The sequence below is a fragment of the Nocardia colli genome (assembly GCF_008704205.1).
Taxonomy (GTDB): Bacteria; Actinomycetota; Actinomycetes; order Mycobacteriales; family Mycobacteriaceae; genus Nocardia; species Nocardia colli.
The window spans coordinates 237611-261831 of record NZ_VXLC01000010.1 but is presented as its reverse complement, the minus strand read 5'-3'; the positions used below and the strand labels follow the sequence as shown (position 1 = coordinate 261831).

Below are 24221 nucleotides of genomic sequence, written 5' to 3'. Positions count from 1 at the left end.
GGTGGATTCGACCTCGACATGCTGGGCTGCCTCGGTCTCTGCCGTATCGGCAACCGGTGCAACCGAATCGGCCTCAGCCGACGTGGTTTCGACATTCTTGACCACTGCCGCGTCGGCTGATCCCGTCTCAGCAACGGAAGTAGCCGCATTCGGCGCAGGCTCGGCCGCAACCGCCGCGTTTGCCGATTCAGCCTCGACACTCGGCGCGACCTCAGCCGGTGCCGCATCGACATCTGCCACCGAAGCGACCTCGGCGGCCGACTTGGTCGCGGCATCCGCGACAACTGCCGCATCGGCCGATTCCGTCTTGGCAACGGGGGTCGCCACATTCGACGCGGGCTCGGCCTCAACCACTGCCGACGCGTCGGTCGATTCGGCCTCGACGCTCGGCGCGGCCTCAGCCGGTGCCGCGTCGGCGACCGGTGCTGCCACAGCAGGCGCAACCTCGGTCGCGCCAGCAACCGAATCGACCCCGGCGGTCGGCGCGGTTTCGGCAGGTGCCGTATCGGCAACGGGAGTCGCCACGTTCGATGTCGGCTCGGCCTCAGCCGCTGCCGCTACATCGGCCGACTTGGTCTCCACGGCCTGAGCGGCCTCGACCGGTGCCGCTGCGACATCTGTTGCCACATCGGCCGACTCGGCGACGGTCTCGGCGGTGGGGGCGACCTCAGCTGGGGCTGCGTCGACATTCGCTACAGCCGATTCGGCCTCGGCGACAGGTGCTTCGGCGGATTCAGTGTCGGCGACCGGTGTCGCATCGGTAATCGGTGCGGGCGATTCGGCCACGACCGACTCTTCGGCGGAATCGGCCTCGGTCGACGGGGCTTCCTCTGCCGCCTTGTCGGTTGTGGCTGCCGCATCAGTTGATTCGGGCTCTGCCGCGGCAGGGGCGAGGAGTTCTTCGGCGGGGATCAGGTCCACGGCTGCGTCGTCGAAGGCCTCGTACAGGGGGGAACCGCCACCGGTGGGGGCGACTGTGTCGGAGTGGGCTCCGCAGCCGTAGGCGACGTGGACTACGTGGCCGTCGGCGCCCATCGCGTTGCCGCAGACGCCGAAGGCGGCGCGCATGGAGCCGGCGAGGGGGAGGTAGAAGCCGCACAGGCCGCAGGTGGAGGGGGCCGCCTTGGCCATGTCGGCGTCTGGGCCGAATTCGGTGTACCAGCGTTCGGCGGCTTCTTCGCGACCTTCGAGGCTGAGCACCTGGGGGCGGCCGAGACCGATCTCCAGGGCGACCTCGTCGACGGCCGGGTCGCCGTTGGCGACGTAGCCGGGTACCAGGCGCGGGTCGTTGGGGGGTGGCGCGAGTAGGTCGCCGGGGGCCAGGTCACCTGGCCGGATGCGCTGGTCCCAGGGCACGAAGTCGGGCGCGACCAGGGCGTCCGGCCCGGGCAGCAGCGCCGATTCGCTCACCGTCGCATACTCGGCCTCCGGTGGGGCCGCCACGACGACCGCCCACTGCCAGCCGCGATAGCCGGGCAGCGTGGCCTCGAAGTGGTGGGTTGCCGCGCTGTCGTCCTCGGCAGCCACGCCGAGATGCGCCCCGACACCGGCTGGTTCCAACTCCAGGAGCGCACGGCGGGCCAGATCGACGGCATCGGCCAGAATCGGCCGGACACCGGACTCAGAAACAGAAACTGCGCTCACGGCCTACATTTTGCCGTATGAAACGCAATCGGCAGACGTTGGCCATCGGTGTGCTGGTCGGTCTGGTCATCTGGGGCGGGTGTGCGGCGGCCGATGATGCGTCGCCCGCGATGAATGTCGAGGTCGTGGCCACCCGGTCGCATGATCCGCGCGCGTTCACCCAAGGTCTCGAAATCGATGGCGACGTTCTCTACGAAGGCACCGGACTGTCGGGCGCGTCGAGCGTGCGCGCGACGAACCGCTTCACCGGCGAGCAGTTGGCCCGGGTCGATCTGCCCGCACCCTATTTCGGCGAGGGACTCACCCTCGCCGGGGACAAGCTGTGGCAACTCACCTGGCAGGACCACACGGCCTTCGCCAGGGACCCGAACACGCTGGCCGAGATCGGCCGCGCGTCCTACGCGGGCGAGGGCTGGGGTCTGTGCACCCGGGCCGGCCGGCTGGTGATGAGCGACGGCACCGACACGCTCACCTTCCGCGATCCGGTCACCTTCGCGCCGACCGGCTCGATCCGGCTGACCAGCCACCAGAACGCGCGGCTCAACGAACTCGACTGCGCCGAGGACGGTTCGGTCTACGCCAACGACTGGCCCAGCGACAACATCCTGCGCATCGACCCTGACAGCGGTCAGGTGCTCGCGCAGATCAACGCGGCCGGCCTGCTGCCGCGGCCGCTCATCCCGAACGGCGAGGACACGCTCAACGGGATCGCCCAGATTCCCGGCACCGACCGGTTCCTGCTGGCGGGCAAGAACTGGCCGACCACCTTCGAGGTCCGCTTCGTGCCTGCCTGATCGCGGTGAGTTCCGGCACACCGATTCGCATGCGAATCGCCGTGCGGGGAAGTCCAGGGAGATGCACCGCCGTCAACGACGCGACGAACGTCACCTTCCGCCGACACCTTCGACAGCGAGTGAACGCCCAGCACCGAAGTACGACAGAATTGAGGATGTGACTACTCCCCGCGAACCTTCCGGTCCCGACCGTGATCGGTGGGACGGCGAGGAGTATCCGCCGATCGAACGGCACCCCGGTTTCGACCGGTATCCGCCGCCGAACACCCCGTCCGGCCGCAGGCCACTGCCGCCGCTGGACCCCGACCGGCTAGCCCGGCGCTCCGACCCGCCCGACCCCGCTGAAGCCGAGACCCGCAGGCACGCCACCCCGCGCCGGGTCTTCCCGCATCGCCCGGAACCGCCGCATCATCAGGAACCGCCGCGCCCGGAGCCGAAGGCCGCGATACCGCCGCCCACCGCGCCGCTGCCCGAGCAATCGGACGAGCCCGCCGACGATTCCCCGGTTCTGCCCGGCACCCAGCGCGTTCCGCGCAAACTCACGGTCACCCGCGTCGCCGCCATGCGCGGCCGCCAGCTGACCGAGAAGGGCATCGCCACCTTCCAGCGCGCGGCCAAGGCCGACGGCGCCGATAAGTCCGGCCTCACCGCGCTGACCTACGCGACTATGGCGAACTTCGCCCTGGACGCCGCGGTCGCGGTCTCGCTGGCCAACACCCTGTTCTTCGCCAGCGCCACCGCGGAGAGCAAGACGAAAGTCGCGCTGTACCTGCTGATCACGATCGCCCCGTTCGCGGTGATCGCCCCGCTGATCGGCCCGATGCTGGACCGGTTGCAGCACGGCCGCCGGGTGGCGCTGGCCACCTCGTTCGCGTTGCGCGCGGTGGTGGCGGTGGTGCTGATCCTCGAATTCGACAGCTGGGCACTGTATCCGCTCGCGCTGTGCATGCTGATCGGCAGTAAATCGTTCTCGGTGCTGAAGAGCGCGGTGACGCCGCGCGTGCTGCCACCCGATATCGACCTGGTGCGCACCAACTCCCGGCTCACCGTGTTCGGCCTGGTCGGCGGCACCATGGGCGCCGGCGCGATCGCCGCGCTGGCCGCCGCCATCGCCGGCTCCAGCGGCGCGCTGATCTTCGCGGCGGTGATCGCCTGTGCCGGAACCTATCTCAGCCTGCGCATCCCGTCCTGGGTGGAGGTCACCGAGGGCGAGGTGCCCGCGACGCTGAGCTACCACGCACCCACCGAGGCACTGACTCCGGAGAAGGAATCCGCGACGCCGCCGCGCAAACGCAGGCAGCCGCTCGGCCGCTCGGTGGTGACCTCGCTGTGGGGCAACAGCGCCATCCGAGTGCTGACCGGGTTCCTCACCTTCTACGTCGCGTTCGTGGCCAAGGCCACCGAACACCGCCCGGCCCAGCAGGCCGCGATGCTCGGCGTGGTCGGCGCGATGGCCGCGCTGGGCAACTTCGCCGGCAACGCCACCGGCGCCCGGCTCAAGCTCGGCAAGCCGACGCTGATCGTGCTCGGCTGCACCGCGGCCTGCACGCTGGTCGCGCTGTTCGCCACATTCGCCAACAACCTGCTCGGCGCGGCGCTGGCCGCCCTGATCGCCTCGTGCACCAGCGCGCTGGCGAAGGTGTCGCTGGACGCCTCGATCCAGGACGACCTGCCGCCCGAGTCGATCGCGTCCGGTTTCGGCCGCTCGGAGACCGTGCTGCAACTGAGCTGGGTGGTCGGCGGCGCGGCGGGCGTACTGCTGCCGACCGACTACTGGAAGGGCTTCGCGGTGATCACCGCGATCCTGGTGATCGGCCTGGTGCAGACCTTCGTCAGCTACCGCGGCCATTCGCTGCTGCCCGGCCTCGGCGGAAATCGTCCGCAACACGCGGAGCAGGAGGTTCCCGCGACCCGGCCGATGCCACACACTTCGAACGCATACCGTCGACCAGGGACGAGCGGCGGCGAGACCAGCCGTATCCAACCAGGGATAGGAGACCCGAGCCAGTGAGCGAGAAGCTCAGCCCGCGCGCGATCGGCGCACTCGTCGTTGCCGCACTACTCGTGTTCACCGTCGCCTTCGTCGGCGTCCTGGTGGTGCTGGTGCGCAACGCGGACGAGCACGATCCGGTGATCACGGCCTACGCCCACGGCAAGACGGTGGACGTCACGCCCTACGTGTACTGCACGGTGCGGATGGAGGACTGCCGCTACGGGCAGACCATCGAGCTGAAGGTGCCCAAGGACTATCCGTTGCAGCTGTCGCTGCCGAAGCAGGTGGCGGACGCGCCGTGGCTGGCCCAGCTGGTCTACGCGCTGCCCAACGGCGACCGGATCGACCGGGTGATCAGCCACGCCAACTTCGACGCCGGCGCGCTGGCCGTCACCATCGACTCGCATCCGGAACCGGATCTGCGGCTGGTCGGGGTCGAATTGCAGCTGCCGATCCTGGCCAGGGACAAGGACACCGGCAAGGAGTTCTATCTGCCGCACGCCGCCTGGTCGATCAGCACCGCCGCGTGACCTCAGCTACGACAATCAGCGCGTGGGCTCACGAAGAGCCCACGCGCTGATTTCTATCGATCAGTCGAAACGAATCAGTGGTCGAGTTCGCGGGCAACCGCGCGGACGACCTCTGAGATGCGCTGCGCCGTCTTGCGATCCGGGTAACGCCCCTTGCGCAGGTCCGGCTGCACCGTCGCCTCGAGCAGGGTGATCATGTCCTCGACCATCCCGTGCAGCTCGTCCGGCGTGTGCTTGCGGGCGACGGGCTCCTTGCGGACGCGCTCGCGCTCCTGACGCTCCTGGCCCTGTCGCACCGACGGCGGGGCCTCGAGCAGCTTCAGGCTCAGCGCCTGCGGGCCACGACGGCCCGCGGCCATGCCGAATTCGACGCGCTGCCCCGGCTTGAGTCCCTCGACGCCATCGGGCAACGCGGACGAACGGACATAGACGTCCTCACCCTCGTCCTGGGAAAGGAAGCCGAAGCCCTTTTCGACGTCGTACCACTTCACCCTGCCGGTCGGCACTGCGCTCACCCGTTCATCATCGAAAAACTCGAACCCCACCGGCCCGAGCACATCTGTTCACGGAACCCGCTGCGGCACAACGCCGGAGAGCGGGTTCTCTTCTGTTTGCGAAAAGAACGCGCCCAGCAGTGATGCGGGACGCGCTTGCCTACGAGTCTACCCCGGTGCCTATAACGCAAGCACATCAGTTTTACGGTCGTCCGGTGACGAACCCTTCCGCTTCACCACCGCCGCACGACGCCGATCCCTCGTCGACCGGGGGCGGGCAGCGCAGGCCCGGAGACTGGTTGCTACAGCTCGCGCTCGGCCTGTTCGCGCTGGGATTGCTGGCGATCGTCGCCATCTTCCTGATCCCGGTGCTCTCGGACGGATCCCCGGGGCTGTGGCTCTACTTCGCCGCGATGCTCGCGCCACTGGGATTTCTGTTCGCGATCTTCTTCGCCCTGCGATCGGGGCGGCGCTCGCGTTGATCGACCTGGACAGGAAAGATTATCGAACCCGTGTTCGGATCGATCTGACCCGAAGGTCACCGGTGCGCTGCGAACGGGTTACCCGGGTCTGTCGTTACCAAATCCCAGTTGTGATCCTCGTCACATAACGGGAAGGTCACGGACCGGTGACGGCCTGACACTCGTCTGAGCGCACCGCGTCTAGCTGCAAAGAAGGGTCTACGTCCGGGCCGAGACCGGGCCGAGACCCGCCCGTACACGCCGGTTACCAAATGGTGATTTTTCCCGCCGATCGTCGTACCGTTCTTAGCGAGCCGGGACAACCGGCACACACCGGGCCCGCCGCACCGAACCTCGCCCCGCGGGACACCGGAAACCCGACGGAAACGTAGGGGCGAGGGCGGGCATGACGACCTCTCAGTCCAGCCCGACCGATGACCTCGCAGGTGCGTCGAGAGGAAGACGAACCCGATATGAGTGGACGCCATCGCAAGCCAAGCTCCACCGGACGTACGGTAGCCAAGGTTGCTGTGACCGGTGCGATCATCGGCACCGCGGGTGTGGCCCTCGCTGGCAATGCCAGCGCGGCACCCGACTCCGACTGGGATCGCCTCGCACAGTGTGAGGCCGGCGGTAACTGGGGCATCGATACCGGCAACAGTTTCCAAGGTGGACTGCAGTTCTCCCCGAGCACCTGGCGGGCCCATGGCGGCGGCGAGTACGCGGCCAGCGCCAACCAGGCCACCCGCGAGCAGCAGATCGCCGTGGCCGAGAAGGTCCTCGCCTCCCAAGGCTGGGGCGCCTGGCCGAGCTGCTCCTCCAAACTGGGTCTGAGCAGCGCGCCCACCCCGCGCTCCGCCCCCACCACCAGCGAAACCCCGCGCTGGAGCCCCGAGCCCGCGCCGCAGGCCGCTCAGGCCGCGCCGGACAGCACCCAGCAGGTCTTCTCGGCCGTCGACCGCGCACTCGAGGTCGTTCAGGGCCAGGGCGTTCAGGTGCCCAAGGAAGCCTTCGACTTCTTCAACGCCGCCAAGGCGAGCAACGCCAAGCTCGATCCCGCCATCGTGAACTTCTACGAGGCGAACAAGGGTCTGCTGCCTTCTTGATCAACAACGAATAAGGCCCCGCATCCTCGGATGCGGGGCCTTATTCGTATCTGTCGGACTTCCCGTCCGGAAAATCAGCGGTTGATGACCGTGTTCGGGTGCATGTAAGGCAGCTGATCCGCCGGAAGCGGGAACTCGGTGTCCTCACCGTACGGCGAGAGCCCACCGGAACGGGTCGACGAGAGTTCGGTGACCGCGTGGTCACCTTCGGCGACCTTGGGCCAGCCGTTGTCGACATACGGTTTCTTCGATTTGTTCACCACAACCCTCATGCTAGCGGCTGGCGACCGCTCCGACTCGTCAGGCCGGAGCTACTCGGCAAACTCTTCGCGTCGGCGACCGGCGGTGCGGGAGTAGGCAAGTCGGCCGGTCCCCGACGAGTTGTCCATCCGCTCGCGAAATCTGCAGTGACCTGGGTATCTGCTGTGCAGTCAACGCCGCACCGGCGCACCCCGATCCGAGACCGTAGGCTGGATCGGATGACCGCGACCTCCCTCGCCGGATGGCTCGGTGCACGCAGTGATGCCCAACTGGTCACGCTGCTCGAACTCCGGCCTGATCTGGCTGTGCCGCTGCCCTCGTCGATGGCCGTGCTGGCCGCGCGGGCCGAGCAGCGTGCCTCGGTGCTGCGCGCCACCGATGACCTGGACACACTCGATTTCGCGATCCTGGAAACCCTTGCGGTGCACGGGGTGACGCGCACCGAGAGCAACGGCGCCCCGCTGACCCGCGCCGAGTTGCACGTGCAGCTGAACGAACGGGTGAGCGCCGCCGCGATCGATGCGGCGCTCGAGCGGCTGACCGCCCGCGCACTGGTCTGGACCAGCGACGATGGGCTGCACCTGATCACCGCCGCGGTCGAAGCACTGCCCTGGCCGATCGGCAGCACCACCGAGATCCCCGACTCGCTCACCGAGCCCGAGGTTCGCGCGGTCCTGCCCGAGCTGGGCTCGGCCGCCCGGGCGCTGCTGGACAAGCTGGCCAGTACCGGCCCGCGCGGGCGCACCAGGGACGCCGCGCCGGGCACCCCGGCCGACCGTCCGGTGCAGCAGCTACTTGCCCGCAGGCTGTTGAACCGGATCGACGACGAGACGGTGGAACTGCCCGTCACGGTCGGTCAGGTGCTGCGCAACGAGCCGGTGACGCACCCGCACGCGCTGACCCCGCCCGCGCCGAAGCCGAAGAAACAGGCCTCCGCCGAGGTGAACGCCGTCGCCGCGGGCGAAGTCGGCGAACTGCTGCGGCACTGCACCGCCATCCTGGATCTCCTCGGTCAGGCCCCGGCCCCCGCCTTGCGCGCGGGCGGGCTCGGCGTGCGCGAGCTGCGCCGGATCGCCAAGCAGGCCGGCATCGACGAGCCGCGGGCGGGTTTGCTGGTCGAACTGCTGGCCGCCGCGCGACTGATCGAAAAGGGTTTGCCGGACCCGCCGCCGGAGGTCGACTCGACCGACGACTTCTGGGCGCCGACTCCCGCGGTCGACGCCTGGCTGGAGGCGCCGCTCGCCCGGCGCTGGGCCGCCCTGGCCATCGCGTGGCTCGAGCTGGACCGAATGCCCTGGATGATCGGTCTCCGCGACGCCAACGACAAACCCCTCGCCGCGCTCTCGCTGGAGCTGCGCACCCCGCACGCGCCCCGCGACCGGCACGCGATACTCGGCCTGCTCGCCGAATATCCGTCCGGCAGCGCCCTCACCCCCGCCGACCTCGGCCGGGTGCTCGCCTGGCGGCAACCGCGCTGGCGCAGGCACTTTCGGCTGGAGGCGGTGGAACACACGCTGGCCGAGGCGGCGTCGCTCGGCTTCGTCGGCCGCGGCGCGCTCGGCTCCCCGGCCCGCGCGCTACTGCACGGCTCGTCGACCAGCGCGGCCGACGCCGAGGCGGCGATGGAGTCGGCGTTGCCCGCGCCGGTCGATCACGTGCTGGTCCAGGCGGATCTGACGGTGATCGCCCCGGGCCCGCTCACCGCGGACCTACAGCAGCGGATCGAACTGGTCGCCGACGTCGAATCCGCCGGTGCGGCAACGGTTTACCGCATCGGCGAAACGTCCGTGCGGCGGGCGCTCGACGCCGGGCTCACCGCCGCCGAACTGCACGCGCTGTTCACCAAGCACTCGCGCACCCCGATCCCGCAGGCGCTGACCTATCTGATCGACGACGTCGCCCGGCGGCACGGACAGCTGCGGGCCGGCATGGCTCAATCGTTCCTGCGCAGCGACGACCCGGCGCTGCTGGCCCAGGTGCTCGCCGCGCCGGTGGCGGGCACGCTCGCGCTGCGGGCCATCGCGCCGACCGTGGCGATCGCCCAGGCGCCGCTCGGCGAGGTGCTCGAGCAGCTGCGCGCGGCCGGTTTCGCGCCGGCGGGCGAGGATTCGGCGGGCATCATCGTGGATCTGCGGCAGCGCGGCGCGCGGATCTCCGCCCGGCCCAATGCCCGGCCGCCGTGGCGGCCGATGCCGCCGAGCACCGAACAGCTGGAACTGCTCGTCACCGAACTCCGCGCGGCCGAACGCGCCACCAGTGCGCGCTCCGCGCAATCGGTGCGGATGGACGGCACCCGCACCAACACCGCAGCGACCCTGGCCCTGCTGCAACTGGCGGCGCGGGTGCGGCGCTCGGTGAATATCGGCTACGTCGACGCGTCCGGGGTCGCGACCCAGCGTGTGGTGGAACCGCTCAAGGTCGGCAACGGCCAGCTGGACGCGCTCGACCCGGTGACCGGCTCGGTCCGGCACTTCACGCTGCACCGGATCGCGTCGGTCGCCCTGCTCGAATAATCAGGCCTTGGGCTTGGCCAGGCAGAAGGTGGTCTTCGGCGCCTCGGAGATCAGCCGGAAGCTGTCCGCGTCGGCCCCGCACAGCAGCTCGTCGGCCTCGCCGTCGATCCGCTTCACCACCTTGAAGGTGGCCTCGGTGGAACCGCAGTCCACGTTCTTGACCCCGGCGGCGCTGCTCTCGTTGTAGCAACTGCCCTGCTTGAAGTTGGGCGCCAGGCACAGGAATGCGGTGCCGCCGGCGAGGTTCGCCTGGTATGCGGTGTAGTCCGTCGCGCAGTCGACCTTCTTGTCGGAGCTCTGCGCGATCTTGTAGACCGCCTTGTCGGACGAGCAGTCGACCGTCTCGGTCTTGGCGTCGGCCGAGGCACCCTTGACGATGCAGTCACCGACCTTGGCCGCCCCGCCGGACTTGCTGTCGTCCTTGGCCGACGAACAACCGACCAGCGTGACGATTACCGCCGCCACCGCGACGAGGGCAAGCACCACGCGTGCCAGCAGCCTCGCTCCTGGAAACTTCACCTGAAAACCTCTCTCACCGAACACATTCACGCCGCTCGCGAACGCGGTGAGGATACCCGGACGCGGACCGCATCGGCTCTACGGGTGATATCGAAACTTGGCTGACGTGCGGACTACCAGGTGCTCCACAGGCCGAGGAGCGCGAACCCGAGGATGCTGGGCAGCAGGCGGCCGAGCAGTTGGAATCCAAAGCTATTCACTAGCAATGCCTTTCGCGTATGACCCATAACGTGGACATTCGTCCAACACGTGGGTTCTGTCGCTCCGGCGGACCGAGTCGTTACGCTTGGCCAGTATGACGCTGGACGAGGTTGCCCGCGACTTGTACGGACTCGCCCCGGGCGAGTTCGTCGCCGCGCGCACGGCCAAGGCCGACGCGGCCAAGGAGGCGGGCGACAAGGAGCTCGCGACCGCCATCGGCAAGCTGCGCAAACCCACGGTCACCGCGTGGACGGTGAACCTGCTCGCCCGCGAGGCGCCCGAAGACGTGGAAGCGCTGCTCCAGCTGGGCGCGGCGCTGCGTTCGGCGCAGCGCAAACTGTCCGGCGCCGAGCTGCGCAGCCTGAGCGGGCAGCGGCAACAGGCGGTCAACGCGCTGGCCAAGAAGGCGGGCGCGCTGGCCGCCGAGCACGAGCGCCCGGTGAACGAGGGCGTGCTGCGCGAGGTCGGGCAGACGCTGAACGCGGCGCTGGCCGATCCGGAGGTCGCCGAACAGGTGCACGCCGGAACACTGGTCACCGCGGCGACCTACGACGGGTTCGGCCCGGCCGGTCCCGGGCTGGTCGCGGTCGACGACGCCGAACCGGCCGGGGCGCCCGCCGAGGACAATCCGCGCCACGATCTGGACGACGCGCTGGAGTCGCTCGAAACCGCGCGCGCGGCAAGGGATTCGGCCCACGACGAGGCCGACCGCGCGGCAGATCAGCTGGGCGACATCGACTCCCGGATCACCGAACTGAAGGAAGCGCTCGCCCAGGCCGAACAGGAACGGCAGTTCGCGCGCGCCACCGAACGCGCGGCCCAGGACCAATTACGTTCGGCGCAAAAGCAACTCGACCGCGCCGAACGCTGGGTGGAGCGGGCGCGCGAGCGCGTCGACGGTGAGTGAGCCTCAGCCGCGCAGGCTGCCCGGATAGAGGTGCTCCTCCGGCGGCGGCGTGTTCGTGTTGAGCCAGGCGTCGAAGAACCCGGTCAGATCCGTCGGCGACTTCGACTGCACGAACGCGCGGAACTCCGGCATCGACGCGTTCGCGTAGGCGTGTGCGGCGTTGAATTCCCGTACCGCGGCGAAGAATACGGCGTCACCGAGCTGCCTGCGCAGCGCGTGCAGGAACAGCGGCCCGCGGTAGTAGACCGAGGTGAATTCCTTTCCGGCGCCGGGGTTTGCCAGCGGGATCTCCCAGAACTCGCTGTTGCCCAGGTACGTCTGGAGGGTCTGCCGGTATTCCGCGTCGACGTCCTTGCCCTCTTTCTGCTCCGGCCACAGATAGTCGGCGGTGTAGCTGGCGAAGCATTCGTTGAGGCACACGTCCGACCACTGCCGCACCGACACCGAATCGCCCCACCACTGGTGGGTGATCTCGTGCACCGCGGTCGGCAGGTCGGTCCACGGCGCGTAGATCGGCCGGGTCTGGGTCTCCAGCGAGAACATGATGTCGGCGTCCACGTAGATGCCGCCGGACGACTCGAACGGGTAAGGGCCGTAGAGGCTTTCGATGAAGTCGAGGATCTCCGGGAGGCGCTGCTCGGTCTCCCGGTTGCGTTCGGCCTGCGGGGCGAAGGCGCTGATCAGCGGGGCGCCGTTGGCCCGGCGCTGCTCCAGGAAGCTGAACTTGTCGATCGCGATGGTGGTCAGGTAGCCGATCACCGGCTGGTTGGCCGCCCAGCTGACCGTGCGCCGCTCGCCGCGCACCTCGTCCTGGGTGCGCAGGCCGTTGGAGACGACCTCCCATTCCGCGGGGACGGTCGCGTGCACCGCGAAGGTGGCCTTGTCCAGCGGGGTGTCGTTGAGCGGGTACCAGGTGGTCGCCGAGTGCGGCTCGCCCGCGGCGAACGCGCCACCGCTCGGCGCGTAGGTCCAGCCGTTGCCCTCGGTGTTCTGCGCGATGCCCGCGTAGTCCACGGTCACAGTGAACGGCAGGCCGGGCAGCAGCGGGATCGACGGGGTGATGGTGAGTTCGTGCTCGCCGTTGCGGTTGAACCCGGCGGGCAGGTTGTTCACCGTCACCGTGCGCACATCCGGGCCGGCGAAGTCGAGGTTGAACGCGCGCAGCGCCTGGGTCGAGACGGCGTCGATGCGGGTGCTCCCGGCGAGCTGGTGGCTGGCCGGGTCGTAGTCGAGGGTGACGTCGTAGTGGCGGGCGTCGTAGCCGCCGTTGCCGTCCTCCGGGTAGTACGGGTCGCCGAGGCCGGACGATCCGGTGAACGGATCGGGGGGCGGGGCCGCGGCGGCGGGCACTCCCGCGGTGACGACCGCGCCCACGACCACCGCACACATCCAGCCGGACAACCTCATTCGACAACCACCCCTCTTACTTCCGGTACAGCCGTACCAACCCCGATGGATGGTAGCCGGTTCAGTCCGTGCTTCCGCTCAGTGCCACCGACGCGCCGAGCCCGACGATCATCATCCCGCCGGCCCCGCCGACCGCCTCCAGCCTGCGCGGCGAGCGGGCGAACCAGCTGCGCGCCGAGGACGCGAGCAGCGCCCACGCGCTGTCGGAGACCACCGCGATCGCCAGGAAGATCGAGCCGAGGATCAGGAACTGCAGCGGCAGCGACCCGGCGGCCGGATCGGCGAAGTGCGGCAGGATGGCCGCGAAGAAGATGATCGCCTTCGGGTTGGTCACGCCGACGATCACGCTCTGGCGCAGCACCTTCGCGTCCGGCACCAGGTCGACCTTGGCGCCCAGCGCGTCGAGCAGCGTCTTACGCTCGCGAATCGCCTGCACGCCGATGTACATCAGGTACAGCGCGCCGGCGAACTTGATCACGGTGAGCGCGAGCGCGGAGGCCATGAGCAGCGTGCCGAGCCCCACCGCGACGAGCAGCAGCGCGACGAACACGCCCATGCAGTGTCCGATCACCGAGAGCAACGCCGCGCGCCTGCCGAGCGTGAGCGCCCGCCCGATGGTGAACAGCACCCCGGGCCCGGGGACGATGATGAGGACGGTCGCCGCCGCGAGAAACGCCAGCAGGTTGGACATCGGAACCATCTTCGGAGTCTAAGCGGCGGCGCAACCGGAAAATCGGCGATTGTTCCGACGTCAGGAACCGAGATCGTCGGGCAGCTGGTGCGGATCGAGCAGCAGCCGCTTGGCCGGCGCGCGCCGGACCTTCTCGGTGAGCGCGAGATTGTCGGTGAGCAAACGCCATTCGGCGTCGCTGATCGCGGCGCGGGCACGCTCGATGACCTCGTCGTCGGTGGTGCCCCAGGCGATCGGCATGGCACTGACCGACTGCCAGCGCTCGCCGACCTGCCGCGGCGCCCGGTCGGTGCGCACCGCGACTGCGGGCACCCGCTCCCCCGCGGCCATCTCGTGCCCGGGCAGCGTGCGGACCCGGCGGATGACCAGCGCGTAGCGCGGATCGGCGGCGTCCGGCTTGGCCACGTCGACCAGGGCGAGCAGCACCACGCTGGCCGGGTAAGTCTCCGAGACCACCGCGGGCACCAGCTCACCGTCGGTGTAGAGCTTGTCGATGCTGGCGTGTCGCGCGGTCCAGAAGGCCACCCACAGCGAGACCACCGCGCCGAGGATGAACGCGATGGTCAGCAGGTAGGCCCACGGGTGGTCCAGGTAGATCAAATACGCCGCGCCGGCGGTCGCGATGATCGCCGCGGCTATCGCCCCTATACGTAGTCGACGCTGATCGGCGAAGACTTCGTTGACCGCTCGGGCATGCTTACGGTCCACCGGGAATTCGAAGCGTCGCACGTCCCTATTCCTAGCACAGTTTACGGAGGAGTTGCCTCCACTTATCCGATGGGCGGACCGAGCAGGTCGTCGGCGTCCATGATTCGGTAGGCATACCCTTGTTCGGCCAGAAAACGCTGACGGTGCGCCGCGTATTCGGCGTCGAGGGTATCCCGAGCCACCACCGAGTAGAAATGGGCTTGGCCGCCATCGTGTTTCGGCCGCAGCAGCCGGCCAAGGCGCTGCGCCTCCTCCTGGCGGGAGCCGAAGGTGCCCGAAACCTGCACCGCGACCGAGGCTTCCGGCAGATCGATGGAGAAGTTCGCCACCTTGCTGACCACCAGCACCGGGATATCGCCCTGCCGGAACGCCTCGAAGAGTTCTTCGCGCTCTTTGGTTTTCGTCGAACCCTGGATCACCGGCGCGTTCAGCGCGGCGCCCAGCTCGTCGAGCTGGTCGAGGTAGGCGCCGATCACCAGGGTCGGCGCGTCCGTGTGCTTGGCCAGGATCGACTGCACCACCGGGATCTTCGTGCGCGCGGTCGAGCACAGCTTGTAGCGCTCCTCCGGCTCGGCGGTGGCATAGGACATCCGCTCGGCGTCGGTGAGCGTGACCCGCACCTCGATGCACTCGGCGGGGGCGATCCAGCCCTGCGCCTCGATGTCCTTCCACGGCGCGTCGTAGCGCTTCGGGCCGATCAGCGAGAACACGTCGCCCTCCCGGCCGTCCTCGCGGACCAGGGTCGCGGTGAGGCCGAGGCGGCGGCGCGACTGCAGGTCGGCGGTCATCCGGAAGACCGGCGCGGGCAGCAGGTGCACCTCGTCGTAGATGACCAGGCCCCAGTCGCGGCTGTCGAACAGCTCGAGGTGCCGGTATTCGCCCTTGGTGCGGCGGGTGATCACCTGGTAGGTCGCGATGGTGACCGGGCGGATCTCCTTGCGCTCGCCGGAGTATTCGCCGATCTCCTCCTCGGTCAGCGAGGTGCGGGCGAGCAGCTCGCGGCGCCACTGCCGGCCCGCGACGGTGTTGGTGACCAGGATCAGCGTGGTCGCCTTGGCCTTCGCCATGGCGGCGGCGCCGACCATCGTCTTGCCCGCGCCACACGGCAGCACCACGACCCCGGAACCGCCTGCCCAGAACGAGTCGGCGGCCATTTCCTGGTAGTCGCGCAGGTGCCACTTGTCGTCGGAGTAGTCCAGTTCGATCGGATGCGCCTCGCCGTCGACGTAGCCGGCCAGATCCTCGGCGGGCCAGCCGATCTTCAGCAGCATCTGCTTGATCCGGCCGCGCTCAGAGCCGTGCACCACGACCGTGTCGTCGTCGAGCCGGGCGCCGAACATCGGCGCGAGCTTCTTGTGCCGCAGCACCTCCTCGAGCACCGCGCGGTCCAGGCTGACCAGCACCAGCCCGTGCGCCGGATGCTTGACCAGCTGCAACCGTCCGTACCGGGCCATGGTGTCGACGATGTCCACCAGCAGCGGCTGCGGCACCGCGTACCGGGAGAAACTGACCAGCGCGTCCACCACCTGCTCGGCGTCGTGCCCGGCCGCCCGCGCGTTCCACAGCGCCAGCGGCGTCACCCGATAGGTGTGCACGTGCTCGGGCGCGCGCTCCAATTCGGCGAACGGCGCGATGGCCTGCCGCGCCGCGTCGGCCAACTCGTGGTCGACCTCCAGCAGCAGCGTCTTGTCACTCTGCACAATCAGTGGACCGTCGGTCACAGCCCCTCCTCGCATCGATTCCGGACCATTCTCCCTGAGACCCCCGACAGCCCGGCACGGCCGGTCCCCTGACCACGACAATTACCGTTGCAGCACCCGGTCGAACTCGGCGGGCCAGCCCTCCGCGGGGCCCGGCGGGTCGGTGGGGAGACGGGCGGCCAGCCAGTGGTCGCGGCTGCGGCCGCGTTGCAGGCTGCCCTGCCGGGCCAGGCCCTCGTAGCGGAAACCGGTGCGCCGGGCCACGGCGGCGGAGGGGTAGTTGCCGACGAACGCGCGCCAGCTGATCCGGCGCAGCGCCATGCCGTCGGGCCGGAAAGCGTAGTCGCAGACCAGGTTCACCGCCTGGGTCATCAGGCCGCGCGAGCGTTCGCCCTGCGCCAGCCAGAAGCCGATCTCGGCCGAGGACTCGTCCCGCTCGCCGAGCCCGATCATGCCGACCACGGTGCCGCCCTCGTGCAGGCGCAGCGCCCAGGTCGGGCTGCGGCCCGCCCAGCCGGGGCGGACGATGTCGTCGACGAAGGTCTGCGCGTTGTCCCGGGTATAGGGCACCGGAATGGTCACCCACTCGCCGATGGACGGGTGCTGACAACACTCGGTGATGGCGTCGATGTCCGCGGCGATGGGGGTCGATAGCCAGACCGTTCCGTTCGACAGCGCGTGTGCGTCCATCGAGTCATGTTGTCACGAATCGCCGGACCTGAGCATCGGCTTTCCCGCGGGCCGGGCCGGGATACCGCGGTAAACCGACCGGCCCGGAGATCGTAGAATCTCCCTGATGGTTGCCGCTCTGCTTGCCGGATTGTTCGAATCACATCGAGCGCATCTGCTCGCGGTCGCGTATCGGCTGACGGGCAGCGTCGGCGACGCCGAGGACGCGGTGCAGGAGAGCTGGCTGCGCCTGGCCGGCGCCCACCAATCCGAGATCGACGATCCGCGCGCCTGGCTGACCACCGTGGTGAGCCGAATCTGCCTGGACCGCTTGCGCAGTGCCGCGGTGCGCCGGGAAAGCTATGTGGGGCAATGGCTGCCGGAACCGGTGGTGACCGCGCGCACGCCGTCGAGCACGCCGGATCCGCTGGAGGCGGTGGTCCGCAAGCAGGAGTACCGGCTCGCGGCCATGGTCGTGCTGGACCGCCTGACCCCGCCGCAGCGAGTGGCTTTCGTACTGCACGACGGACTTTCGGTGCCGTTCGACGAGATCGCCGCGATCCTCGACGTGTCGGCGGAGGCCGCCCGCCAGCTCGCGGTGCGAGCCCGCAAGGCGGTGGCGGACACGCCGCCGCCGGTGCCGGATGCCGAGCACGAGGCCGCGGTGCAGCGCTTCCTGACCGCGCTGCGCTCCGGTGACGTGCGCGCGGTTACCGCTGCGCTGCACCCGGATTCGGTGGTGATCGGCGATGCCGACGGCACCACCTCGACCGCGGTGAACATCCTGCGCGGCGCGGATCGGATCGCGCGCTTCTACCTGGGCCTGGTGCGCAAGTACGGCTTGGACGGCAGCGCCGTGGATCCCGCGTACAACTACGAATTCGCCTCGGTCAACGGACAATTGGGCATGGTCGTCACGGCGGACTACGGACATCCGCCGCGGGTCATGGGTTTCACCATCCGCGACGGACTGGTCTGGGGCACTTACGATCTCGCGAATCCGGCCAAGCTGACCGGCATTCGACTGGGCTGAGCCCGCCGGGCCGGCCCCCTCATGACCGGCCCGGCGGGCTGCCGTCAGGGAGTGGCCGAGCCGGAGAACCAGTTGCCGGTGGACGAGCCGAGGCCGGGGTTGCCGGTCGAGGAACCGAGCCCCCAGTCCGGGGTACCGGAGCCGAAGCCCGCGATGAAGTCCTGCATGACGTGCCGAAGCAGACCGAGTGCGGATCCGGCGACCTCCGACGTGGCCGGATTCACAACAAGGTCGAGATATGAGGCCATGAATGCCCCTTTCGAGATACCCGCAGATCGCGGGACTGTGAGGTAGAACACGGCGAGGCTAGCCGCCGTTGGGAAACCGCACAACCATGCAGGTAGAAGGCTCAAAGTTGAAGTGAAGCATAGCTATTCGCTATTGAATAGCAACAATAGCGAATGCTGGGCTAGTCTCCGACTATGCCTCCGCAACCCGCCACCGTTGCTCGCCTGCGCCCCTTCGCCTCCACGATCTTCGCGGAGATGACCGAACTCGCCGTCCGGTTCGACGCGGTCAACTTGGGCCAGGGCTTCCCCGACACCGACGGCCCGGCCGGCATGCTCGAGGTCGCCAGGCAGGCCATCGCCGACGGCCTCAACCAGTACCCGCCCGGGCGCGGGATGCCGGTGCTGCGCCGCGCCATCGCCGACGACCGCGCCCGCCGCTACGGCACCCACTACGATCCCGACACCCAGGTGCTGGTGACCGTCGGGGCGACCGAGGCGATCGCCGCCGCCATCCTCGGCCTGGTCGAGCCGGGCGCCGAGGTCGTGCTGATCGAGCCGTACTACGACTCCTACGCTGCCGCAGTCGCTTTGGCCGGCGCGCAACGTCGCACCGCGCGCCTGGTCGCCGACGGCGATCGCTTCGTGCTCGACCTGGACAGCCTGCGCGCCGCGATCACGCCGGCCACCCGGATGCTGGTGGTCAACTCCCCGCACAACCCGACCGGCACCGTGCTCGGCCGCGCCGACCTCGAGGCCATCGCCGAGATCGCTTGCGAGCACGACATCCTGGTGCTCACCGACGAGGTCTACGAGCACCTGGTCTACGACGGCACCGAGCACATCAGCCTGGCCACGCTGCCCGGCATGGCCGAGCGCACCGTCGTGGTGTCCAGTGCGGCAAAGACATTCAGCGTCACCGGGTGGAAGACCGGCTGGGCGTGCGGTCCGGCGCCGTTGATCGACGGCGTACTCGCGGCCAAGCAGTTCATGACCTTCGTCGCCGGCGGCCCGTTCCAGCCCGCGGTCGCGCACGCGCTGAGCCATGAGCTGGAGTGGGTGGCCGGGCTGCGGGACACGTTGTCCGAGAAGCGGCTTCGGCTCGCCGCCGCCCTGGCCGACACCGGGCTGGAGGTGAAGCAGAGTCCGGGCGGCTATTTCGTCTGCGGCGACATCACCCCGCTGGGCGCGACCGACGGCCTCGCCTTCTGCCGCGAGCTGCCGAAGCGGCTCGGCGTAGCCGCCGTCCCGGTCAGCGTGTTCGCCGACGATGCCGCGTCCTGGAGTCATCTGGTGCGCTTCACCTTCTGCAAGCGCGACGAGACGCTCGACGAGGGCGTGCGCAGGCTCCGCGCGGGCGGGCGATAAAACTTGTCATACCCTGTCAGGTTTCGCTGACAGGGTATGACTCATGGCAACTCAATACTTCACCGCGACCAGCCTCGACGGTTACATCGCCGACGAGCACAACTCGCTCAGCTGGCTGTTCGAGGTAGCCGACGACGGCGGCGCCGAGCACAACATCACCGAGTTCCTGGCCGGCGTCGGCGCGATGTGCATGGGCGCGACCACCTACGAATGGATCATGGCCAACGACCCGCCGGAGAACTGGGCCAAGGTCTACGGCGACCGCCCGTGCTGGGTGTTCACCCATCGCACGCTGCCCGCCATCCCGGGCGCCAACCTGCGGTTCGTGTCCGGCCCGGTCGAGCCGGTGCACCGGGACATGCTGGAAGCCGCAGGCGGGCAGCACATCTGGATCGTCGGCGGCGGCGAGCTGACCGGACTGTTCGCCGACGCCGGGCTGCTCGACGAGATCATCGCGGGCGTCGCGCCGGTGACCCTCGGCGCCGGCGCGCCGGTGTTGCCGCGCCGAATTCTGGCCTCCCGCATGCAACTCGTCGACGTCGAGCAGATGGGTCAGTTCGCGCAGCTGCGTTATCGATTGAAGTAGCCCGCGCCCCTGATCTCCCGCACGTCGCGGGAGATCAGGACGGGTGCGGCGAGGTCGGATCGACCGGCGGCCTGGTCCGCGGATATCGGCGGGCTTGCGGCGCATGCCAGCCGAAGCGCAACGCGAGCAGCCGGAAGGCGATCGCGCCGAGCGCGGCCAGCGCCCCGGTCCACGCCTGGTAGACGCCGAAGTGCAGCAGCGTCGCCGTGGCGACGGCGCCGGCCAGCGCGGGCACCGCGTAGATCTGGTCCGGCCGAAGCACATTCGGCGTCTGCCCGCCGAGCAGGTCGCGGATCACGCCGCCGCCGATCGCGGTGACCAGGCCGAGCAGCGCCGCCGAGGGCGCGCCGAGGCCGTGCGAGTAGGCGATGACCGTGCCGGTGACACAGAACAATCCGAGCCCGAACGCGTCGGCGACCTCGAGCGGTCCCCTGGTCAGCCGCCGCGACGGATGCCAGAAGAAGATCACCGCCGCGGCCAGCACCGCCGTCCACAGATAACTGAGATCGACGAACGCCGCGGGCGGGGTGCGGCCGATCAGCAGGTCCCGGATGACGCCGCCGCCGAGCGCGGTGGCACAGGCCAGCACCACGATGCCGAAGATGTCGAAATCCCGCCGGACGGCCAGCAGCGCACCCGAACTCGCGAACGCGAACACCCCGAACAACTCCCCCGCGTGCTGCACCGCACCGGCCGCCGACCCGAACGGGCCGGCCAGCGCCGCGGCATCGAAATCCACCATGCCGCTCACCGTGTCATATCCCGGCGCGCGCTCCGCGCCGACAGGCCCGTGCGGTCAGGCGGGGGTGGGGCGGGCCCGGTCGGTGGCGAGCAGGACGGCGATGGCGCCGAGCATGGTGCCCATCAGGTAGCGCTGGACGCGCAGCCAGAGCGGCCGGCCGGTGAGGAAGGTCGCCAGGCCGGCCGCGCCGAGCACGATCAGTCCGTTCACCGTCAACGCCACCACGATCTGCACCGCGCCGAGGATCAGGCTCTGCAACCAGATCTGCCCGTGTTCGGGCGCGACGAACTGCGGGATCAGCGCCATGTAGAGGATCGCGATCTTCGGATTCAGCAGGTTCGTCAGGAACCCCATCACGAACAGCCGCCGGGCCGGATCCGCGGGCACCGTCGTGGGCTCGAATATCGAAGTGCCACCGGGCCGCAGCGCCTGCCAGGCCATCCACAGCAGGTACGCGGCACCGGTCAATTTCACCGCCAGGTACAACCCCGGCACCATCGCGAACACCGCGGTGATGCCGACCGTCGCCGCCACCAGGTACACCCCGAACCCCAGCGCGACCCCGCCCAGCGACACCAAACCGGCGCGGCGGCCCTGCGACACGGTCCGGGAAACCAGGTACATCATGTTCGGCCCGGGCGTCAGGACCAGCCCCAACGCCACCGCCGCAACACCCAGAACTGCCGCCATCTCGATCACGCTGTCGATCCTCGCCGACCGGCGCCGACCGGTCGCGGTCCACTTCAGACTTGCTGGTCTGGTGAGCTCGGCACCGCGTTGCCGGCCTCCCGCACCCGAGCACCGCGCGGGAGGCCGAAACCGGTGTGGCAGTCAGGGATTGCGGCGCTGCCGCACCGCCTCGGCCAGCGTGTCGAGCTGGCGGGCGGTGGTGTCCCAATCGAGGCAGGCATCGGTGATGGACTGGCCGTAGGTCAGTTCGCTCGCGTGCCCGAGGGTCAGATCCTGCCGGCCTTCCACCAGGAAGCTCTCCAGCATCACGCCGACCACGCCGGGTTCGCCGGCGCCGAGCCGGGCGGCGATGTCGGTGACCACGTCGACCTGCTTGTTGTGGTCCTTGTTGCTGTTGCCGTGGCTGGCATCGACGACCACCCGCTGCGGCAGTCCGGCCTTCTCCAGCCGCATGCCCGCCTCGGCGACCGAGGCCGCGTCGTAGTTGGTGCCGGAGGTGCCGCCGCGCAGGATGACGTGGCAGTCGGGATTGCCGGTGGTGCGGATCAGCGCGGCGCGCCCGTCCAGGTCGGTGCCGGGGAACACGTGGCTGGCCGCGGCGGCGCGGACGCCGTCGACGGCCACCTGCACGTCGCCGTCGGTGCCGTTCTTGATGCCGACCGGCATGGACAGCGCGCTGCTCAGCTGACGGTGCACCTGGCTGGCCGCGGTGCGGGCGCCGATCGCGCCGTAGGCGACCAGGTCCGCGATGTACTGCGGGGTGATCGGGTCGAGGAACTCGCACGCCACCGGCAGGCCGAGGCCGGTGATGTCGACCAGCAGCTTGCGGCCGATGCCGAGGCCGGTGTTGACGTCGAACGAGCCGTCCAGGTGCGGATCGTTGATCAACCCCTTCCAGCCCAGGGTGGTGCGCGGCTTCTCGAAGTAGACCCGCATCACCACGTGCAGCCGGTCGTCCAGCTCGGCGGCCTTGGCGGCCAGGCGGCGCGCGTAGTCGAGGGCGGCGGCGGGGTCGTGCACCGAGCACGGGCCGACGATCACCATCAGGCGGTCGTCCGCGCCGTTGAGCACGTCGACGGTGGCCGCGCGGCCGCGGCGAACGGTGTCGGCGAGCGCGTCGGTGATCCGGTGGACCTGACGGACCTCGGCGGGCGAGCGCAGCGGACTGACGCTGAGAGTGCGTTGATCGTCCAGGTCGGAATGCCGTGGATCGACGTCGACAGCGGTTGTCATGTGGGTTCCTTTTCTTCGGCCGACCCACGGACGTGAAACCCCGTCGAGCCGGTCTTCCGGCTCGGGGTGGAATGTCGTCAGCGCAAGTGGTTGCCGCAGACCAGCCCACCCGGGGCCGGCTTGCTAAACCAGAAATAGACGCGCTGCACGTCAGGCACTGTACCAGGCAGATATCGAGAGGTGGCTCGATCGTGCCGCAGGCCACAGCACGGTCGAGCCGGCTTGCCTCACCCCCACTGGCCGGGCTGGTAGTCGCCGGCCGGGGTGCGGGCGATGACGTTGAGCCGGTTCCAGGCGTTGATCATCGCGATGGCCGAGATCAGGGCGGCGGCCTGGTCCTCGTCGTAGTGCTTGCGCACCTCCTGCCACACCTCGTCGCTGACGCCGGCGCTGTCCGCGATCCGGGTGGCCTCCTCGGTCAGCGCGAGCGCGGCCCGCTCGGCCTCGGTGAACACGGTGGCCTCGCGCCAGGCGGCGACCAGGTTGAGCCGCACCGAGGTCTCGCCGTGATGCGCGGCGTCCTTGGTGTGCATGTCGGTGCAGTAGCCGCAGCCGTTGATCTGGCTGGCCCGGATCTTGATCAGCTCGTGCGTGGCGGCGGGCAGGGTGGAGTCGTTGATGATCCGGGCGGCGTTGTTGAGCCGCTTGATGAAGCTGCCGGCGACCTGGTTGCCGAAGAGGTTGATGCGAGCGTCCATGATGTTGCCTTCCTTCGTGGTTGTTCTTGCGTCTTCGTAGAGAGGACGACACGGGTAGGCGATGTGTGACATCGAGGCGGCTACTTCGCGAAATCGTAAGTGACGCCGGTCAGTCTCTCCGACAGCTCCCACAGGCCACGGGCGACGTTCTCGTCGCGCGAGGCCTTCGTCGAACCGGAGCGGCCCGGGTAGCCGCGCAGCCCGCGCCAGCCGGTCGGCCCGTAGTAGCGGCCGGGCTCGACGTCGGTCGTCGCGGCGTAAAGCGTGGACAGCGCGCCCATTTCGGCGCTCTGCGCGAGCAGCAGGTTGCCGAGCCACATCACCGCGTCCTGGATCGACTCGGTGTGCGACATCAGCTCGGTCGCGGCATAACCGGGGTGCGCGGCGACCGAGATCTTCGGCGAGCCCGCCGCGCTCAGCCTGCGCTGCAACTCGTAGGCGAACATCAGGTTGGCCAGCTTCGCCTGCCCGTAGGCCGGCCAGCGCCGATACGGGCGCCGCTCCCAGTTGAGATCGTCCAGATCGATCTTCCCGATGACGTGCGCACCGCTGGCCACCGTGACGATCCGCGCCGAAATCTTGTCCAGCAGCAGCCCGGTCAGCGCGAAGTGGCCGAGATGGTTTGTGCCGACCTGCATTTCGAAACCGTCCGCGGTGCGCGCCTGCGGCAGCGCCATCACCCCGGCGTTGTTGATCAGCACGTCGGCCCGATCCGTCGCCTCGGCGAACTCCCGCACCGACGCCAGATCCGCGAGATCCAGCTTCCGCACCACCGCCCGCTCGCCCAGTTCCGCCGCGACCTGCTCCCCCTTGGCCACGTTCCGGCAGGCCAGCACCACGTCCGCCCCGGCCGCCGCCAATGCTCGTACCGTGGCCGCCCCCAGCCCGCTGTTCGCACCGGTCACAATGAACTTCCGACCGGCCTGATCGGGCATCGCCGAGGTATCCCACCTGCTCATGGCGGGGAGTCTAAACCGAGACGCTGCGTCATACCTGGGCCAGCACAGCGGCGATCGAGACTTGCTCGAATCAGCACGCGATCGTGA

General features: G+C 69.3%; 24 protein-coding genes and 1 pseudogene. 10 read left to right on the top strand and 15 right to left on the bottom strand.

Features of this window, described 5'->3' with window-relative positions; all coding sequences use genetic code 11:
• Positions 1-813 precede the first annotated feature (813 nt).
• Positions 814-1644: pseudogene (locus tag F3087_RS47460) on the bottom strand (DUF3027 domain-containing protein); the annotation flags it as partial.
• Between the two features lie 17 nt (positions 1645-1661).
• On the opposite strand from F3087_RS47460, the gene F3087_RS22180 reads away from it, so the two are divergent.
• The 3 genes from F3087_RS22180 to F3087_RS22170 all read left to right on the top strand — a co-directional run bounded on the left by F3087_RS22180 (position 1662) and on the right by F3087_RS22170 (position 4961).
• Positions 1662-2438 (top strand): glutaminyl-peptide cyclotransferase, encoded by a 777-nt coding sequence (locus F3087_RS22180; RefSeq protein WP_150403933.1) that lies wholly within the window; start codon positions 1662-1664, stop codon positions 2436-2438.
• Positions 2439-2595: 157 nt separating this feature from the next.
• The gene (locus F3087_RS22175) at positions 2596-4449 is read left to right on the top strand and encodes an MFS transporter (protein WP_223885259.1); all 1854 of its coding nucleotides are present in this window, start codon (positions 2596-2598) and stop codon (positions 4447-4449) included.
• Positions 4446-4961 (top strand): DUF2771 domain-containing protein, encoded by a 516-nt coding sequence (locus F3087_RS22170; protein ID WP_150403931.1) that lies wholly within the window; start codon positions 4446-4448, stop codon positions 4959-4961. Before F3087_RS22175 ends, F3087_RS22170 begins: the two co-directional genes overlap by 4 nt.
• A 74-nt stretch (positions 4962-5035) precedes the next feature.
• On the opposite strand, the gene F3087_RS22165 is transcribed toward F3087_RS22170, so the two are convergent.
• Complete coding sequence (locus tag F3087_RS22165; RefSeq protein ID WP_191094095.1) at positions 5036-5467, bottom strand: cold-shock protein; 432 nt, start codon at positions 5465-5467, stop codon at positions 5036-5038.
• A 203-nt stretch (positions 5468-5670) separates the two neighbouring features.
• Between F3087_RS22165 and F3087_RS22160 the strand changes: the two genes are divergently transcribed.
• Positions 5671-5937 (top strand): hypothetical protein, encoded by a 267-nt coding sequence (locus tag F3087_RS22160; protein ID WP_223885258.1) that lies wholly within the window; start codon positions 5671-5673, stop codon positions 5935-5937.
• Positions 5938-6389: 452 nt separating this feature from the next.
• Positions 6390-7022 (top strand): resuscitation-promoting factor Rpf1 domain-containing protein, encoded by a 633-nt coding sequence (locus F3087_RS22155; protein WP_150403930.1) that lies wholly within the window; start codon positions 6390-6392, stop codon positions 7020-7022.
• 74 nt (positions 7023-7096) lie between these two features.
• Here F3087_RS22155 and F3087_RS22150 read toward each other — a convergent pair whose 3' ends face one another.
• Complete coding sequence (locus F3087_RS22150) at positions 7097-7285, bottom strand: hypothetical protein (RefSeq protein WP_150403929.1); 189 nt, start codon at positions 7283-7285, stop codon at positions 7097-7099.
• A gap of 216 nt (positions 7286-7501) precedes the next feature.
• Here F3087_RS22150 and F3087_RS22145 point away from each other — a divergent pair, with 216 nt between their 5' ends.
• On the top strand, positions 7502-9796 hold the full coding sequence (locus F3087_RS22145; RefSeq protein ID WP_150403928.1) for a helicase-associated domain-containing protein: 2295 nt from the start codon (positions 7502-7504) through the stop codon (positions 9794-9796).
• Here the strand turns inward: F3087_RS22145 and F3087_RS22140 are convergent, their stop codons facing one another.
• Positions 9797-10315, bottom strand: coding sequence for an LppU/SCO3897 family protein (locus tag F3087_RS22140; protein ID WP_191094087.1), 519 nt, complete (start codon positions 10313-10315; stop codon positions 9797-9799). It abuts the gene before it with no gap.
• A 295-nt stretch (positions 10316-10610) separates the two neighbouring features.
• On the opposite strand from F3087_RS22140, the gene F3087_RS22135 reads away from it, so the two are divergent.
• The gene (locus F3087_RS22135) at positions 10611-11423 is read left to right on the top strand and encodes a coiled-coil domain-containing protein (protein ID WP_150403927.1); all 813 of its coding nucleotides are present in this window, start codon (positions 10611-10613) and stop codon (positions 11421-11423) included.
• 3 nt (positions 11424-11426) lie between these two features.
• Here F3087_RS22135 and F3087_RS22130 read toward each other — a convergent pair whose 3' ends face one another.
• The 5 genes from F3087_RS22130 to F3087_RS22110 form a co-directional block, all read right to left on the bottom strand.
• Positions 11427-12830 (bottom strand): M1 family metallopeptidase, encoded by a 1404-nt coding sequence (locus F3087_RS22130; protein WP_150403926.1) that lies wholly within the window; start codon positions 12828-12830, stop codon positions 11427-11429.
• Positions 12831-12891: 61 nt separating this feature from the next.
• The gene (locus F3087_RS22125; RefSeq protein ID WP_150403925.1) at positions 12892-13530 is read right to left on the bottom strand and encodes a LysE family translocator; all 639 of its coding nucleotides are present in this window, start codon (positions 13528-13530) and stop codon (positions 12892-12894) included.
• A gap of 51 nt (positions 13531-13581) precedes the next feature.
• Positions 13582-14250, bottom strand: a complete 669-nt coding sequence (locus F3087_RS22120) for a DUF3239 domain-containing protein (protein ID WP_150403924.1) — start codon at positions 14248-14250, stop codon at positions 13582-13584.
• Positions 14251-14291: 41 nt separating this feature from the next.
• The gene (locus tag F3087_RS22115; protein ID WP_150403923.1) at positions 14292-15950 is read right to left on the bottom strand and encodes a DNA repair helicase XPB; all 1659 of its coding nucleotides are present in this window, start codon (positions 15948-15950) and stop codon (positions 14292-14294) included.
• A gap of 81 nt (positions 15951-16031) precedes the next feature.
• Entirely contained in the window at positions 16032-16619 is a 588-nt protein-coding gene (locus tag F3087_RS22110; protein ID WP_150403922.1) for a GNAT family N-acetyltransferase, read from the bottom strand.
• A 106-nt stretch (positions 16620-16725) separates the two neighbouring features.
• Between F3087_RS22110 and F3087_RS22105 the strand changes: the two genes are divergently transcribed.
• Positions 16726-17631, top strand: a complete 906-nt coding sequence (locus tag F3087_RS22105; RefSeq protein WP_150403921.1) for a sigma-70 family RNA polymerase sigma factor — start codon at positions 16726-16728, stop codon at positions 17629-17631.
• 44 nt (positions 17632-17675) lie between these two features.
• Here F3087_RS22105 and F3087_RS22100 read toward each other — a convergent pair whose 3' ends face one another.
• Positions 17676-17879, bottom strand: coding sequence for a hypothetical protein (locus tag F3087_RS22100; RefSeq protein WP_150403920.1), 204 nt, complete (start codon positions 17877-17879; stop codon positions 17676-17678).
• Positions 17880-18053: 174 nt separating this feature from the next.
• Between F3087_RS22100 and F3087_RS22095 the strand changes: the two genes are divergently transcribed.
• Both F3087_RS22095 and F3087_RS22090 read left to right on the top strand, forming a co-directional pair.
• Positions 18054-19226, top strand: coding sequence for a pyridoxal phosphate-dependent aminotransferase (locus F3087_RS22095; protein WP_150403919.1), 1173 nt, complete (start codon positions 18054-18056; stop codon positions 19224-19226).
• Positions 19227-19269: 43 nt separating this feature from the next.
• Positions 19270-19812, top strand: coding sequence for a dihydrofolate reductase family protein (locus tag F3087_RS22090; protein WP_150403918.1), 543 nt, complete (start codon positions 19270-19272; stop codon positions 19810-19812).
• 34 nt (positions 19813-19846) lie between these two features.
• Here F3087_RS22090 and F3087_RS22085 read toward each other — a convergent pair whose 3' ends face one another.
• The 5 genes from F3087_RS22085 to F3087_RS22065 all read right to left on the bottom strand — a co-directional run bounded on the left by F3087_RS22085 (position 19847) and on the right by F3087_RS22065 (position 24134).
• Entirely contained in the window at positions 19847-20554 is a 708-nt protein-coding gene (locus F3087_RS22085) for a trimeric intracellular cation channel family protein (protein WP_150403917.1), read from the bottom strand.
• 54 nt (positions 20555-20608) lie between these two features.
• Entirely contained in the window at positions 20609-21253 is a 645-nt protein-coding gene (locus F3087_RS22080; RefSeq protein WP_150403916.1) for a LysE family translocator, read from the bottom strand.
• A 132-nt stretch (positions 21254-21385) separates the two neighbouring features.
• A complete protein-coding gene (locus F3087_RS22075; RefSeq protein ID WP_150403915.1) occupies positions 21386-22477 on the bottom strand; it encodes a 3-deoxy-7-phosphoheptulonate synthase in 1092 nt (363 codons plus the stop codon).
• A 227-nt stretch (positions 22478-22704) separates the two neighbouring features.
• Complete coding sequence (locus F3087_RS22070; protein WP_150403914.1) at positions 22705-23175, bottom strand: carboxymuconolactone decarboxylase family protein; 471 nt, start codon at positions 23173-23175, stop codon at positions 22705-22707.
• Between the two features lie 80 nt (positions 23176-23255).
• The gene (locus F3087_RS22065; protein WP_150403913.1) at positions 23256-24134 is read right to left on the bottom strand and encodes an oxidoreductase; all 879 of its coding nucleotides are present in this window, start codon (positions 24132-24134) and stop codon (positions 23256-23258) included.
• Positions 24135-24221: the final 87 nt, after the last annotated feature.

Bases quoted from the DNA above. Each gene is read 5' to 3' on its own strand.
- F3087_RS22110 (WP_150403922.1), bottom strand. From the start codon at position 16,619: ATGGACGCACACGCGCTGTCGAACGGAACGGTCTGGCTATCGACCCCC.
- F3087_RS22180 (WP_150403933.1), top strand. From the start codon at position 1,662: ATGAAACGCAATCGGCAGACGTTGGCCATCGGTGTGCTGGTCGGTCTG.
- F3087_RS22155 (WP_150403930.1), top strand. From the start codon at position 6,390: ATGAGTGGACGCCATCGCAAGCCAAGCTCCACCGGACGTACGGTAGCC.
- F3087_RS22075 (WP_150403915.1), bottom strand. From the start codon at position 22,477: ATGACAACCGCTGTCGACGTCGATCCACGGCATTCCGACCTGGACGAT.
- F3087_RS22070 (WP_150403914.1), bottom strand. From the start codon at position 23,175: ATGGACGCTCGCATCAACCTCTTCGGCAACCAGGTCGCCGGCAGCTTC.
- F3087_RS22130 (WP_150403926.1), bottom strand. From the start codon at position 12,830: ATGAGGTTGTCCGGCTGGATGTGTGCGGTGGTCGTGGGCGCGGTCGTC.
- F3087_RS22085 (WP_150403917.1), bottom strand. From the start codon at position 20,554: ATGGTGGATTTCGATGCCGCGGCGCTGGCCGGCCCGTTCGGGTCGGCG.
- F3087_RS22145 (WP_150403928.1), top strand. From the start codon at position 7,502: ATGACCGCGACCTCCCTCGCCGGATGGCTCGGTGCACGCAGTGATGCC.
- F3087_RS22105 (WP_150403921.1), top strand. From the start codon at position 16,726: ATGGTTGCCGCTCTGCTTGCCGGATTGTTCGAATCACATCGAGCGCAT.
- F3087_RS22135 (WP_150403927.1), top strand. From the start codon at position 10,611: ATGACGCTGGACGAGGTTGCCCGCGACTTGTACGGACTCGCCCCGGGC.
- F3087_RS22125 (WP_150403925.1), bottom strand. From the start codon at position 13,530: ATGGTTCCGATGTCCAACCTGCTGGCGTTTCTCGCGGCGGCGACCGTC.
- F3087_RS22065 (WP_150403913.1), bottom strand. From the start codon at position 24,134: ATGAGCAGGTGGGATACCTCGGCGATGCCCGATCAGGCCGGTCGGAAG.
- F3087_RS22100 (WP_150403920.1), bottom strand. From the start codon at position 17,879: ATGGCCTCATATCTCGACCTTGTTGTGAATCCGGCCACGTCGGAGGTC.
- F3087_RS22095 (WP_150403919.1), top strand. From the start codon at position 18,054: ATGCCTCCGCAACCCGCCACCGTTGCTCGCCTGCGCCCCTTCGCCTCC.
- F3087_RS22090 (WP_150403918.1), top strand. From the start codon at position 19,270: ATGGCAACTCAATACTTCACCGCGACCAGCCTCGACGGTTACATCGCC.